15 protein-coding genes are annotated in these 14,011 nt (G+C 57.7%); 11 read left to right on the top strand and 4 right to left on the bottom strand.

The features are described 5' to 3' along the window. The first annotated feature begins 219 nt into the window (after positions 1-219). The 6 genes from HYZ49_12595 to HYZ49_12570 all read left to right on the top strand — a co-directional run bounded on the left by HYZ49_12595 (position 220) and on the right by HYZ49_12570 (position 4,530). Positions 220-573 (top strand): helix-turn-helix transcriptional regulator, encoded by a 354-nt coding sequence (locus tag HYZ49_12595; protein ID MBI3243124.1) that lies wholly within the window; start codon positions 220-222, stop codon positions 571-573. Then, a complete protein-coding gene (locus tag HYZ49_12590; GenBank protein MBI3243123.1) occupies positions 570-1,931 on the top strand; it encodes a hypothetical protein in 1,362 nt (453 codons plus the stop codon). Before HYZ49_12595 ends, HYZ49_12590 begins: the two co-directional genes overlap by 4 nt. Next, entirely contained in the window at positions 1,880-2,950 is a 1,071-nt protein-coding gene (locus HYZ49_12585) for a hypothetical protein (GenBank protein MBI3243122.1), read from the top strand. Before HYZ49_12590 ends, HYZ49_12585 begins: the two co-directional genes overlap by 52 nt. Positions 2,951-3,048: 98 nt before the next feature. After that, positions 3,049-3,480: a hypothetical protein gene (locus tag HYZ49_12580; protein ID MBI3243121.1), complete on the top strand. Its 432-nt coding sequence runs from the start codon at positions 3,049-3,051 to the stop codon at positions 3,478-3,480. A gap of 9 nt (positions 3,481-3,489) precedes the next feature. After that, entirely contained in the window at positions 3,490-3,933 is a 444-nt protein-coding gene (gene aroQ, locus HYZ49_12575; GenBank protein MBI3243120.1) for a type II 3-dehydroquinate dehydratase, read from the top strand. Positions 3,934-3,960: 27 nt separating this feature from the next. Then, on the top strand, positions 3,961-4,530 hold the full coding sequence (locus tag HYZ49_12570; GenBank protein MBI3243119.1) for a plasmid pRiA4b ORF-3 family protein: 570 nt from the start codon (positions 3,961-3,963) through the stop codon (positions 4,528-4,530). A gap of 11 nt (positions 4,531-4,541) precedes the next feature. Here the strand turns inward: HYZ49_12570 and speB are convergent, their stop codons facing one another. Beyond that, positions 4,542-5,495, bottom strand: a complete 954-nt coding sequence (speB, locus tag HYZ49_12565) for an agmatinase (GenBank protein ID MBI3243118.1) — start codon at positions 5,493-5,495, stop codon at positions 4,542-4,544. A 168-nt stretch (positions 5,496-5,663) separates the two neighbouring features. On the opposite strand from speB, the gene HYZ49_12560 reads away from it, so the two are divergent. Further along, entirely contained in the window at positions 5,664-6,755 is a 1,092-nt protein-coding gene (locus tag HYZ49_12560) for a PLP-dependent aminotransferase family protein (protein MBI3243117.1), read from the top strand. A gap of 2 nt (positions 6,756-6,757) precedes the next feature. On the opposite strand, the gene HYZ49_12555 is transcribed toward HYZ49_12560, so the two are convergent. From HYZ49_12555 to HYZ49_12545, 3 genes are read right to left on the bottom strand one after another with little or no spacing between them, the layout of a single operon-like run. Next, positions 6,758-7,519 (bottom strand): hypothetical protein, encoded by a 762-nt coding sequence (locus HYZ49_12555; protein ID MBI3243116.1) that lies wholly within the window; start codon positions 7,517-7,519, stop codon positions 6,758-6,760. After that, positions 7,516-8,139: a dienelactone hydrolase family protein gene (locus HYZ49_12550; GenBank protein ID MBI3243115.1), complete on the bottom strand. Its 624-nt coding sequence runs from the start codon at positions 8,137-8,139 to the stop codon at positions 7,516-7,518. Before HYZ49_12550 ends, HYZ49_12555 begins: the two co-directional genes overlap by 4 nt. A 5-nt stretch (positions 8,140-8,144) precedes the next feature. Further along, positions 8,145-10,487 carry a PD40 domain-containing protein gene (locus HYZ49_12545; GenBank protein MBI3243114.1) on the bottom strand — a complete coding sequence of 781 codons (2,343 nt, stop codon included), beginning with the start codon at positions 10,485-10,487 and terminating at the stop codon, positions 8,145-8,147. A gap of 81 nt (positions 10,488-10,568) precedes the next feature. On the opposite strand from HYZ49_12545, the gene HYZ49_12540 reads away from it, so the two are divergent. From HYZ49_12540 to HYZ49_12525, 4 genes are all read left to right on the top strand, one after another. Beyond that, positions 10,569-10,715: a hypothetical protein gene (locus tag HYZ49_12540; GenBank protein MBI3243113.1), complete on the top strand. Its 147-nt coding sequence runs from the start codon at positions 10,569-10,571 to the stop codon at positions 10,713-10,715. 128 nt (positions 10,716-10,843) lie between these two features. Then, the gene (locus tag HYZ49_12535) at positions 10,844-11,995 is read left to right on the top strand and encodes a M23 family metallopeptidase (protein ID MBI3243112.1); all 1,152 of its coding nucleotides are present in this window, start codon (positions 10,844-10,846) and stop codon (positions 11,993-11,995) included. A gap of 9 nt (positions 11,996-12,004) precedes the next feature. Then, positions 12,005-13,168, top strand: a complete 1,164-nt coding sequence (locus HYZ49_12530; protein ID MBI3243111.1) for a peptidoglycan DD-metalloendopeptidase family protein — start codon at positions 12,005-12,007, stop codon at positions 13,166-13,168. A 66-nt stretch (positions 13,169-13,234) separates the two neighbouring features. After that, the gene (locus tag HYZ49_12525; protein ID MBI3243110.1) at positions 13,235-13,978 is read left to right on the top strand and encodes an HAD family hydrolase; all 744 of its coding nucleotides are present in this window, start codon (positions 13,235-13,237) and stop codon (positions 13,976-13,978) included. Positions 13,979-14,011: the final 33 nt, after the last annotated feature.

Below are 14,011 nucleotides of genomic sequence, written 5' to 3'. Positions count from 1 at the left end.
TTCTTCACTCAGTTCCCGCCAGGCACGGTCGAAGTCGGTTCGTTTCATGGAGCCTCCAAAAGGGGTATGGGCTGTCGGACGCGCAACGTGCCCCTATCTTACTCCTCTCTCTTCTGCTCCCAAAACTTTGACGGGCACTCTTGCTTTAAGTCCTGCTTGACACTGGCTGAAAAATCTCATATCATGACAATATGTCGTCAGACGACATATGGGGGAACTATGGCCGACACAATCAACATTCAATCCAACCTGCCGCTCACCGAGACGACGTTCTTTATTTTGCTCAGCCTGGCCCCGGAGCCAAAGCACGGCTACGCCATTATGAAAGACGTGGAGGCGTTAAGCGAGCGCCGCATCGTGTTGAGCACCAGCACCCTTTACGGCGCGCTCAAGCGCCTGCTGGAGCAAAAATGGATCAAGCGCGTGGCCGACCCTGCTGAGAACGACACCGCCCGCGAGCGCAAGGCTTATGCTCTTACCGATCAAGGACGGCGGGTGTTGAAGGCCGAAACGACCCGCCTGAAGAAACTGGTGAGCACGGCCCAACTGCGGGCGGTTGAGGATCAGGCATGAGCGTTATCGTTTGGGTTTATGCCTTGCTGTTACGGTTGTATCCCCATCGCTTCCGGGCCGAGTTTGGGGAGGAGATGCGGGCTGTGTTTGCAGAGGCGGTGGCCAGTCGGACGGGTTTAGCTTCGATAGTCATTGTGTGCTTACGGGAGTTGAAAGACCTGCCCACAAGTCTTCTGCGTGAGCATTGGTCCGAGATATTGAAAGGAATTGCCATGGCGGAAAACCGACAAACCGGTTCGTGGAAAGACGCAACCCTGGCCGGACTGCCGCATTTGCTCGTGGTGATGTTGGTGTTGCTACCGCTCGGCACGGTTAGAAATGGATCGACAGTCTATCCGATCTTTTTGTTTATCCTGCCCTTTTTCATCCTGGCGGCGCTGGCCCTGGCCTGGCGGCGTGGCTGGCCGCGCTGGGCGGCTAGTTGGTATATATATGCGGCAGTGATAGTGCTACTGTTGCCCCAAATCGTTCTTCTCGCCGCCCCGTTGATTATCGTCGGTTGGCTTTACTGGATCACGGGGCGAGATCGGATCAAGGGGTTGTTGATGGCGACGCCGCTGATGTTGCTGTTCTGGTCTCCTGCCCTTGAGTTTGTGGAGCCGACGATCCACAACGCGATCCAGTTGGGGATGGTATTGCTTGCCGGCGCTCTGGCCATCGCCATCGTCCGCTTGAACAACGCGCGGATCGGGCTGTGGCTGGCCCTCGACGCGAGTCTGCTCACCGGCCTGCTCGCGGCCTACGCTCGAACCTACTGGCACAACTTGCCGCCCGAATACTCCGAGCCGCCCACCCTGGCAGCGATGGCCGGGCTTTTCGCGCCGCAACTGGTGGTGGGTTCCGCGCTGGTGATCGGGCCGTTGTTGTTCTGGGGATTGAGGGAGATCGGAAAGCGTAGCGGGCAAGCGGGGATGTTAGGTTATCGTTTAGCGCTGGGAGGGCTGGTGCTCAACTTGTTCGGCAACCTGGGCTACTACCTGGGCTACTTCTGGCAGAGCATCGCAAACATCGGGCCTGGCACGCTGTGGTTCAACATGGTCGTTTACCTGGGCTTGTTCCTATGTCTCGCCGGTGCGCTATGGTTGGGCGTTGCGGTACGGCGCAGTAAAGTGCCGCTTGACCTGGCCTCACTCGCCTTGCTCGTTCTTATCCCCTCGGCCTTGCCGCTGATGTGGATGTTGCTGTTGCCGATATGGTTTGGATTCCGCATCCTCCCGGCAGGTCTTTCGGTCGCGCTGTACGACCTGGGCGACATTTATAAATATGAGGTCTACGCCGTTGGTTTGGTATGGTTGCTGTTGGGCGGATGGCTGGTCACTCGCCTCAGTGCCATGCCACCTGGGCCGGCATCGGCATGAGCGCCTTTTTGATCATTCGTCTGCACGCTGCCCTGTTGCGGTTATACCCGCAATCTTTCCGCGCCGAGTTTGCCGCCGAGATGCAATCTGTTTTTGCGGAAGCAGTTGCGGAGGCGGTGGGGAGGGATGCCACTTCGCTGATAAAGGTATGTTTGCGAGAGATAAAGGATTTCCCCATGAGCCTTCTGCGCGAATACTGGCACACTTTGAAAACGACTGGGATCGGCGTGGATGAAACGAGAATGCCCGGCTCCTGGTGGGCGGCCACATTAGCCGGGTTGCCGCATCTGTTATATGCGCTGATGATTTACGCGCCGGTGATGATCTACGAACTGCGGACTTACGGTTGGGATGAAATCTTTGCGCCTTTCCGCCACTCGGAGCGTTGGGACTACACTTATCCAACACAATTGATCCCGGCTTTTTGGTCGTTGGTGGCGATCATGTCGGCAGTTGGGTTGTGGCGCGGCCTGCCCCGCTGGTCGGCAAGCTGGCTGGGCTACGGGTTAGCCGGGGCGTGGGGCGCTGTCATCCAATTCAATTCTCCTGATCTTACCTTCGCCGGAGTCGTGATGATCCTGGCCTGGCTGGTGTTGATGGTTGGGGGCCTCCTCTGGCTGAGTCGGCGCGACCTGTTGACCGGGCTGTTGGTCGTGTTGCCTCTCGTGCCAATGGGATCGTGGCTGTTCGCAATGGAAGTCGTGATCACCGACCTGGAAGGTTTGCTCTACATTTCGGCTGGCCTGCTGATCGGATTGGCCGCCGCCCTCGCCGTCCGGCGCGGAAGTTTCTGGTTTGGGGTGTGGGTGACGGCGGGGGTGATTGTGGTGATGAGCCTGCCCATCAACTACAGCGCGGCCTATTATCCCAGCCCGGCCTTTCCAATTGCCGCCAACCCTTTAAGCGTGATGCTTTCGCCGCTAGGGGATCTGTTGACGTTTACTCTTTGCGGCGCGCCGCTGTGGCTGTTGCTGGCCTGGCGAATTGGCAGGCGGTTGCCCCCAAGCCCTCGACGCTGATGTTGTTGTCACGCTCGATCAAGCGAACGCCGTTCGTCACCCAAAACAAATGACGTTTTCCCCTTGGGCGATCAAGGCTGGCCTGATAACCTAGAAATATGACCCGATTGAACCTAAAAACATGGATCGCCGTTTTGGCCGCCATTGCGGTGATGGCCCTCGGCCTCATCGTTTGGCGTTTTACCGCGCCGGTTGAGGTGCGCATCGAAGCCGATGTGACCAACCTGCCCTTTGAGGTGGAGATCATTCCGCCGGTGGTGTACGCCAAACCGGGTGAAATGGTGCGGGTGGTGTATCGCATTCGCAACACCAACCTCAGCCCGCTGGATGCGCTGGGCCGGGTGGAAGTTGATCCCAACAGCGCCACCGACCAGATTCAAATTTTCATCACCCAGTGCATCGGCCTCAACGCCTTTCAGAGTAATTACCCGCAAGACTTTGAAGTGCTGTTTCGCGTCCAGCCCGCCGGTCTCACCGGCCAGGGGACAATCATTCTGCGCCACGTTTTCGAGTCGGCCACACTGAGATAAAATACTCTCATGCCCGCAAAACTCATCCTCGTCCTTCACGGCCCTAACCTCAACCTGCTGGGCGCGCGGGAGCCGCAAGTGTACGGCACGACGACGTTGGCCGACATTGACGTGGCGCTGAAGGTCGAAGGCGAAAAGCTGGGCTTTGAGGTGCGGTCGTTTCAGTCGAACCACGAAGGCGCTTTGATTGACGCATTGCACGACGCCCGAACCTGGGCGGCGGGCGTGATTATCAACCCCGGCGGTTACACTCACACCTCGGTCGCTCTGCGAGACGCCGTCAGCGCCATCGGCTTGCCTGCCATCGAGTGCCACCTTTCCAACACCGAGGCCCGCGAGGAATTTCGTCACAAGTCATTGATTGCGCCCGTCTGTGTCGGCTTGATCAAAGGCTTTGGCTGGCGGTCGTATTTGCTGGCCCTGCAGGCGCTGGCGTATGTTCTTGAGAAATAAAGCATTTCTCGCACAAAGGAGATCATCATGCCCTGGGTAAAAACCGGCCCGGTCTATCAACTTAAGATCACCCTCCGCGACTTTCGCCCGTCCATCTGGCGGCGGGTGCTGGTCCCGGGCCATTACACACTGGCAGACCTGCACTATGTCGTTCAGTTCGCTATGGGCTGGATGGACAGCCATCTGCATCACTTCGAGGTGGGCGAGACTCATTACAGCCTGCCCACCCCCGGCACGGACTGGGAAGACGGTGGTGAAGTGGACTCCCGCCCTGTGCGGCTGGATGTGATTGCGCCGAGCGTGAAGACGAAGTTTCTGTACCTTTACGACTTCGGCGATAGTTGGGAGCATGACGTGCTGGTGGAGAAGATTTCGCCGCCCGACTCGAAGATGAAGTATCCGGTGTGTCTGGCGGGCAAAGGGGCCTGCCCGCTCGAAGACGTGGGCGGGGTTTGGGGCTACGCCGAGTTTTTGCAGGCTATCAAAGACCCGGAACACTCGGAGCACGACGAATACCTGGAATGGGTCGGCGGCGAATTTGACCCGAAGGCGTTTGACCTTGTGGCAGTGAACAAGGCGCTGAAGCGGTTGAAGTGAGCAGACACCAATCAGAGACCGCGCTTCTGCACCGCCTTCAACGACAAAAACTCAAACGCCAGATTCGCCGCCAGCAGAGCGGTGATGTCGCCGTGATCGTAGGGCGGGCTGACTTCCACCAGATCGAAGCCAACTAAATTCAAGCCTTTGAGGCCGCGCACCAGTTGCAACAGTTCGCGGCTGGTGAAGCCGCCCACTTCGGGGGTGCCGGTTCCCGGCGCAAAGGCCGGATCGGCGGCGTCAATGTCAAACGAAACGTATGTCGGGCCGCTAACGGTTTCATGGATGGCTTTTATCACCGCCGGGACGCCCATCTCGGCGGCCTCGTCCATCGTGATCACGCGCGCGCCCAAGTCTCTGGCCGTTTGCCAATCTTCGTCCCCGCTGGTGGAGCCGCGCAGGCCGACTTGAATGTAGCCGCCGGGCTTGATGAGCTTCTCTTCCAGCGCCCGGCGATAGGGTGTGCCGTGGCTGTAGGGTTGCGCCGGGCCGAACTCGTGATCCCAGGTGTCGGGGTGTGAGTCGAAATGGACGACTGAGAGCGGGCCGAACTTTTTGGCGTGGGCGCGCAAGAGCGGCAGGCTGATGGAGTGGTCGCCGCCCAGGGCCACGACGGTGACCCCTGAGTCTAGAATGGCGCTCACTTCTTTCTCGATGTTGGCGTAGGTGTCCACGATGGAAGGCGGGATCACATACACGTCGCCGTAATCCACCAGATTCAACACATCCAGCGGGCGAACGGCGAGCGGGTTGTTGTAGCCCCAGAGCAGGAGCGAGGCCTCGCGGATTTTGCGCGGGCCGAAGCGTGTGCCGCTTCGATACGACGTGCCGCTGTCGAAGGGGATGCCGACGATGGCGACATCCACGCCGGCCAGGTCGCGGGTGGCCGGGCGGCGCATGAAGGAGGCGATGCCGGCGTAGGGTTCCTGGTCACTGCCAAAGGCGGAAGCAATTGAGTTGGACATGAATCACCTGTGTTGTTGAGGATGCGGCAAGTGTAGACGGGTTTGGCGTCTTTGGCAAAGCAACAATTGTTCAACCCGCCCGAATTCGCAACACGAAATACGCACCACGTTTCACGCTTCACGCTCCACGCCCTCGCAGGTACAATTGCTTTCCACACAGGAGCAACCATGTCAGAACTTAACCCCATCAACTTCACCCGCGGCGTCCCGGCCAACGAGTCGTTTCCCATTGACGACCTCATGGATGCGGCCAACACCATCCTCAAACAGAACGGGGCCGCCATTATGCAATACGGCCCGGCGCTGGGCTTTGCCCCTTTGCGTGAATGGATCGCACAGTGGCAGGGCGTGCAACCGGATCAAGTCCTGAATGGCAACGGCTCGCTGGAGCTTGTCGAGTTTCTCTGCCGTTGCCTGATTCAACCGGGCGATGTGGTCTTCACCGAGTCGCCCAGCTACGACCGCGCCATCACCCTCTTCCGCCGCCACCAGGCCGACATCGTCGGCGTCCCCCTTGAAGCCGACGGCCCGAACATGGCCGCGCTCGAAACCGCGCTAAAAAAGCGCGCTCCCAAATTCTTCTACATCATCGCCGACTTCCAGAACCCGTCCGGCGCAACCTGCTCTGCCGCCAAACGTAAACGCATCGTCGAACTGGCCGAGCAATACAACTTCATCCTCCTCGAGGACGCGCCCTATCGTTTGTTGCGCTATCGCGGCGCGGACGAGCCGACTCTGTTTCGGCTGGCCCCGCACCGCACTCTGCACATGAGTTCGTTCACCAAGCTCATCGCGCCCGGCGTGCGCATGGGCTTCATGCTGGGGAATGCCGACCTGCTGGCGAAAGTGGCGAAGGTGGCCGAGGACACTTATATCTCGCCCGGCTATTTTTCTCACGGCGTCACCTATGAATGGTGCCGACGCGGGTTGTTGCCGCCACAGATAGAGAAGCTCAAGGCGCTGTACGCGCCGCGCCTCGACGCCTGTCTGGCCGCGATTGACAAGCACATGCCCGACGCGCAAGCCACCCGGCCCGACGGCGGCTTTTTCCTTTCGGTGACACTGCCTGAGGGCACATTGACGACTGCCGTGCGCGCGGCGGCGGCCAGGCGCAACCTCAACCTGGCCGACGGCCTGGCCTTCTTCCCCAACGGCGGCGGCGAGCGCTTCCTGCGCCTGCCGTACTGCGCCCTGACCCCGGAGCAAATTGACGACGGCATCCGGCGGCTGGCCGACTCGGTGAACGAAGTCCGGGCGTAGCCTTAGATTGGCCGGTCACTGCCCAGCGCGTCAATCACTTTGACCGCATCTCTGATCTCGGCCCAGCGAATGATTTGGAAAACGGGGTGGAAGATCATCCTCCGGTTGTAAATGATGCGGGACAGCGCGGCGATGACTGTGTCCAGTTGAGCAATTTCCGCCGCTTGTTGTGATGGTGTCATGGCCGCCAGCCCGACGCTCACCTTCCAGGCGGCGTTGCGCGCCTTCGTCATGCTGAAATTGCAAATCGCCTCGTCGCTGTGGCCCGCCACCCAATCCATCCAACCGAACAGCGGCGACACGACGCCGATCTCGCGCTGCACTTCATCCATTAGACTCGCCAGCACGTTATTGATTTCTTCGAAGTCGCGTTTGAGGGCCGGGTGTTCCTCGCCGGGGCAAGCCTGGGCGGCGGCCACACCGAGGTCCAGATTGATATGCGCGTTCATACCGAGCAAAAGGTGTTGCAAAATCAACGCCTGGCCGCTCGCCGCCGTCTCAAACGAATATCGCCAGCACTGGCTCGGCGGCTGGCCCCGGCGAAATTGCTCCCAGGCGTTGAGATAGCGGTTGGCAAAAATCACGTCGAGCTTCTCCAGGCGCGGGCCGTCCTCAAAACGCCCGGCCGCGATGCCCTCTTTCACCTTGACCGTTACTTTGCGATAGAGCGCGGCGAAATAGCCGGCCCGGCTCTTTTCGCGCCGGGCAGTGGCGATGATGTCGTCCAGTTGGCTGATCACTTGATCAATGTTTTCGGCAGTCATGAGAGAACCTTTTCCAACCACGCCTTCAGGTCGCGCATGCTTTGAGCACTGAGTTTGTGACCGACGGCATCTTCGTGATGGCTCACGTTCGCGCCAGCCAGAGTCAGCGCCTCGCGGGCACGCACTGCTTCTTCGACGGGAACGGTGGTGTCGTTGAGACCGTGAGCGATGAAGATCGGCTTGCCATTCAGGCGACCGGGGATGATCCACTGACGGGCTGAGTCGGGCAGGAACCCGGCCAGGGCGGCAGTGGCCGCCGCCACTGTTGGGGAAGCCAACGTCAACGCATAACACATCGCCGCCCCCTGGCTGAATCCCATCAACACAATTCGACTCGGATCCACCGGATAGACTTCGGGCAAGCGAGTTACGAACTCGTACAACGCAGACAAACCTTCGTCGAAAGTGTCGCCGTCGCCGCGAACCGCCGTCCAGCCGTAACCCTCGCCGGCCTCGAACGGCCCGCGCGGCGTGACGGTCACCGCGTTGAGCGGCAAGACTCTGTCGAACGCCCACATCGAATTTTCGTCGCCCAACCAGCCGTGAACCATGACGATAGCTGGAGCAGGCAAGGATGTTTTTGGCAGGCGGATGCGGTGGAGGAGGCTGAGGGAATGCATCAAGTTCAGGGTCGCCAGGCAGGCTCGAGATCGTCTGCAGGGCTGTTGGTTAGCTGAGTTAGATTAGTGCCATCAGCATTCATGATATAAATCTCTTTGTTGCCGTCGCGGTCAGATACAAACGCAATATATTTACCGTCCGGAGACCAAGCTGGGTCAGTGTCATTCGCCAGATTGTTAGTCACCCGTGTAAACCCTGTGCCGTTGATATTGACAATATAGATTTCGTAATTGCCGTCGCGGTTGGATGTGAAAGCAATTTTACTGCCGTCAGGAGACCAATCAGGATTGGCATCATCATTGGCACTATTTTGCATTAAAGGGCTGACATCGGAGCCGTCTGCATTCATGATGTAAATTTTGCGATTGCTATCGCCAACTGTGAATGCAATATGAGCGCTATCGGGCGACCATGTAGGCTCATCGTCAACATCAGTGTTCTTCGTGATTCGCGTTGGTGCCGAGCCATCGGCATTCATTACATAGATTTCGTAATTGCTATCTCGATCAGAGACAAAGGCAATGTATTTGCCATCAGGCGACCACGCTGGGCTATAGTCACTACCGGAACTGATCGTTAATTTTGTTAGTTCACCTGAGCCATCCAGTTTTAGGGCGTAAATATCAAATTGCGCATCAAAACTTCTAGCCGAAAAAGCTATCTGTTTGCCATCAGGCGACCAGGCAGGGCTGGTATTGGAAAACTTATTGGTGTTCAGCCTCTCAAGCCGCAATCTGTCGCCGGTAAACAAATAGATGTCGCTAGCTCTAACAAAAACGATATGCTCGTTAGAGTCAAGTGACAATGTAGGCGCCAGTGCACTAGTTGGCGCAACTGTGCCAACCGTTACTGGATTTTCTGTTGCTGCGGCAGCCGGTGCACGTAAATCAAAATTGTCAAATCGGAATGTTGCCTCATCGCCATCATTGTTGAGGGACATTGCCAAACCCGCCTTGCCCTTACTCAAATTATCATCTGTTGTTTCGCTAACGAAGTAATCGTTGATGAAGAAAATGAAATGTGATCCTTCTACAACAACTCGAATCTGATTTACTTCGCCAGGATGGATAACAGGAGAATCGGTCCAGTCAATCAAGGTTGTCCACTCATTTTCATATCGGCGCAAAAGAGCGAATTTTCCAGTATCAATGATCCCGAAGTAATAAAAATTGCTGCCGTCAGTTTTTCGAAAGATTACCCCGTACTGAGCATTTTCTATTCCCTCTACCCTTTCAGCATCAACTGTTAGACGGAAATCGGAAAGTGAAACAACATCAGGCGCGATCCACCAATAGACATCTTGATGAGCAGTTGCTTTCCAGTAATATTTGCCATCGGATACAGCCAAACTCTGTTTCACGTACTCGTTATCGGATTGCCCTATTTGCCAGTCATTCAAATTTGTGTCGAAAGCGTCGTACAAAATAACGGGCCACTTTGAGCTTTTCTCGATAATGGCGCTGGCGGCAGTCGCCGCTGGCGCAAGTTGTGAACTGACTAGAGGCGCGCGAAGTTCGAAATCATCGAACTCAAATACGACAGTTGAGGGCTGATATACCTCGATCATAAAACCCATTCTGCCTTTGGATAGTCTATCATCATTGACTTCGCCAATATATCGGTCGTTGACGTAGAATGTGAAATGAGACCCTTCGGCGCTGATAGTAATCTTGTTCACTTTGCCAGGTTGGGTAACAGAAACATCCGCCCAATTAATGATAGATGTCCATTCATTTTTGTATAACAATGCGAACGTAGACACGCCGGCATTGTTAATACCGAAATAATAGAAGTTGTTGCCGTCAGTGCGACGAAAAATGATGCCGTAGTTAATGTTCTCTGGCCCGCTGAATTGCTGCATTTCAGCAGTAACATAAAAATCGGAGACTTCGCTGACATCGCTGGGCACTCCTCTCCAGGTAGATGCCTGTTGTATTTCTACCTCCCATCGATACTTGCCGTTGGTGATAACTTGATTGATTTTTCCATAGTCGCCGTCGGTGTTGCTGGTGGACCAGTCATTTTCATTTGAATCAAATTTGTCGGAAGCAATAAGGGGCCATTGAGCTTGAGCGGTGGCAGTGGCATTGATCTGAGCCAGCGCGGTGGCTGTTGGCACAAACTGAGTTTGGGCAACTCTTGTAGCCTGTCGTGCCTGAAGAGCATTTGTAGTTAGCGTGGAAGCAAACAGGCCCAGCGATAAGAGGAAAAGTATGCCGAGGCAGATTAACACTACACATCCTGCGATCAGCCAGAGCCTATCATTCTTTGAGGCCGGAGTTTGGCCTTCTGCCTCTGGGCTGATGGCTGTTTGCTCTACCGTGTTGTGCTCATAATCTGCAGACATGTTTCCGCTCCTCTCACGATCTACAATGGAAAGGTGAAACTCTTTCAGCATTGATAGAGGGTTGTTTGGTACACCCGCCTCGTGCGCGTCGCCCGCCTCTCCCTCACCAACTTCCGCAACTACACTCACCTCGAAGCCGACTTGCCTACCGGGCCGCTGATTCTAGTGGAGGACAACGCGCAGGGCAAGACCAGCTTGCTTGAAGCCACCTGCCCTTCGGCGTGCTGACTCAGGTGATTGAACTTGACCCGGATTCCGGAAGTGTTGAGCGCCCCAGCGGTTGGCCAAGGATAAAGGTCTTTATGTCGCCTTGCCTGGCTTGACTTGCCCAAGTTCGGGCGATATGATCGCCGCCAATGTCTGATACTACGCCTCCGGCCTCGCGCCGCCCCGATTTTGCCCGCCTGGTGCTCGACGTTTTAGGCGCCAGCCTCCAACGTTATGCTATTCATCTCGCCCTTCTGCTCGTCGCTCTGAGCGCAATCTGGCTGGCACGTTCCAATGTGATGGGACGTGTGCCGGGCGAAATCAATGTGGAAGCCATTGCGGCCCTGGCCAGTGTGAACGCCGCCCCAACAGAGGCGGCCTCACCGGCGACGGACGGGGTCGCCGCCGTGGCCGCCCTCACCGTCGGCGAGTCCACCGAGCTCACTCGCCAGACCGACATTCACACCAACATCCCCACCCGCCCCCGCACCGACATCATCACTTACACCGTTGTCTCGGGCGACACGCTGTTCGGCATCGCCGACAAGTTTGGCCTGAAGCCGGAGACGCTGGTGTGGGGCAACCCGATTCTGAAAGACGACCCGCACCTCCTGCGGCCCGATCAAGTTTTGCGCGTCCCGCCGACCAATGGCGTTTTGCGCGACGTGCAACCGGGCGACAAGCTGGAGACATTGGCCAAGTTTTTTGGCGTGGCAGTGGACGACATTGTGAACTGGCCGGGCAACGATCTTGATCCCGACACGCCGACACTGAAAGAAGGACAGTTGTTAATGGTGCCGGGCGGCAGGCGCGAGTTTGTGCAGTTTGTGGTGCCGCAAATCAAGCGCGCGACGCGGCGCGCGCTCTCTGGCGGGAGCGACCCTGGGCCGGGGCAGTGCGCGGGCGGCTACACCGGCGGCAATATTGGCTCTGGTTACTTCATCTGGCCGGCCAACAATCATTATTTGTCAGGCAACGACTACTGGTCGGGGCATTTGGGTATTGACATTGCCGCTGGGCTGGGCGACCCGATCTATGCCGCTGACAGCGGGGTGGTGGTCTTCGCCGGGTTAAGCTTTTGGGGCTATGGCAACATGGTTGTTATCGATCACGGCAACGGCTGGAACACGCTCTATGCCCACCTTTCGCAGTGGAACGTGTCGTGCGGGCAGAGTGTTCTGCAAGGCAACCTTCTTGGGTTAGCCGGGAGCACCGGCAACTCCAGCGGCCCGCATCTGCACTTTGAAATGAGCTATCAAGGCTCCCGCCCCAACCCCAAGAATTATCTGCCGTCGCCCTGACGATTTGACGTGAGCAACGCCCTCTCTCCTCAAAACGTCAGCCGCCTGCCGAAGCGCCTCACCAGTTTGCTAAGCACCGGGCGCTTCGGCGGCCATGCGCTTTTGCTGGCGGTGGCCGTGGGGGTGATCTGGTTGGGGCGCGGGGATATTTTGAACCTCGTGCCGGCCAGCGTTGATGTTGGCGGGCTGGCCGCCATCCGCAACGTGGCTTCTGCCGCCGACCCGGCTCCGCCAACCGTGGCGGCCTCCAACGGGGTCGCCGTCTCCGACGACATCACCCGCCTCACCGAACTCCACACCTACATTCCCGACCGCCCGCGTTTGGAGATCATCACCTACATCGTCGAAGCGAGCGACACGATTCTTGGCATTGGCGAGAAGTTCGGCCTCAAGCCGGAGACGATTGTTTTCGGCAACCCCATTCTCAACGACAACCCGCACTTTTTAGAGCCGGGGCAAACCCTTCGCATCGCGCCGATGGACGGCATCATTCGCGACGTGGTGGCCGGCGACACGATTGGCGGCCTGGCCAAAGCTTACGGCGTCACACCCGAAGACATCGTCAACTGGCCGGCCAACAACCTCAACCCTGATGCGCCACAAATCACCGCCGGACAGGTGTTGTTCGTGCCCGGCGGCGCGCGTAGGCTGATCCAGTTTCCGACGAACACCGTTAATCAACCGGCGGCGGGCGGCGGGTCGTCGGGCGGCGGCAGTAATTTGCCGCCGCCGCCCAAAGGGCCGCTGGTGTTGAGGTCGGGCGCGGGACAATGCGCCGGCGGCTACAGCGGGGTGGTGGGCAGTGGCGGCTTCGTCTGGCCGGCAGACAATCACTATTTATCGGGCTACGACTTCAACGGCATTCACCCCGGCATTGATATTTCTGCCGACTTCGGGGCAACGGTGTACGCCGCCGACAGCGGTATTGTGGTTTTTGCGGGCCGGAGCGAGTGGGGCTACGGCAACACGATCATCATTGATCACGGCAACAACTGGCACACGCTTTACGGCCATCTCTCGCAGTGGTTTGTGAATTGCGGGCAGGGCGTGTATCAAGGGAATGCCATTGGCGCTTCGGGCAACACCGGGCGCTCGGCCGGGGCGCATTTGCACTTTGAGGTGTACTACGGCAACGCGCAAACCAACCCCTGGAATTATTTGCCGCCGCCTTAGAAAATTATGGCTCTACATTCTTCCTTCATCCTTCCATAAACCCTCATCTCCGATTACAATCAACGCATGCTTCAGGGCGCAATTTTCGATCTTGGCTCAACCCTCATCTCCAACGAATACAACAACAACTGGTCAAAGCTCCGGCCCCGGATGATCGCCGACCTGACAGCCGATTTGCAGGCGCAGGGGTTGGCGCTAGGCCGCGAAGTTTTCGCCGAAGCCTTCGCCCGCATCTTTGCCGACTTCGACGTTCAGCGACAGACTCACTTCAAAGAGATCACGTCCGATTACATTTTGCGGACGACGTTGAACGAGCTAAACATCCCCTCCGACGGCCTGGACGTGCCTCGCGCCCTGGCCGCCTATTTCGCTTTCAGCGAGTCGCTGTGGACGCCGATGCCGGGCGTGCACGAGGCGCTGGCTGAACTGGCGTCAGCCCGGCGCGGTCTCAAGCTGGCTATCGTTTCCAACGCCGCCGACGAAGCCAATGTTCAACGCCTGATTGACAACCACAGCCTTCGATCTTATTTTGATCCTATCGTCGTCTCGGCGGCGGTGGGCGTTCGCAAACCCAACCCTCGCATTTTCGCGCCGGTGCTTGAAGCCTGGCAGATTCCGCCGGGCGAGATGGTGGTGATTGGCGACACCCTGGGCGCAGACACCCTGGGCGCAAAACACGCCGGGATGAAAAGCGTGTGGGTGACGATGGAAGCCGACACGCCCTACAACGAAGCCCATCGCCACACCATCATTCCCGACGCAGTGGCAAGCTCTCTAGCCGAACTGCCCGACATACTTGAAAGAATATAGGAGTCTGAAGCCAGGAGCCAGAATATTGAGCCG

The organism is Chloroflexota bacterium, assembly GCA_016197225.1.
Classification (GTDB): domain Bacteria; phylum Chloroflexota; class Anaerolineae; order Anaerolineales; family VGOW01; genus VGOW01.
Note: the sequence above shows the minus strand (reverse complement) of the source record. Positions and strands in the feature narration are given on the sequence as shown.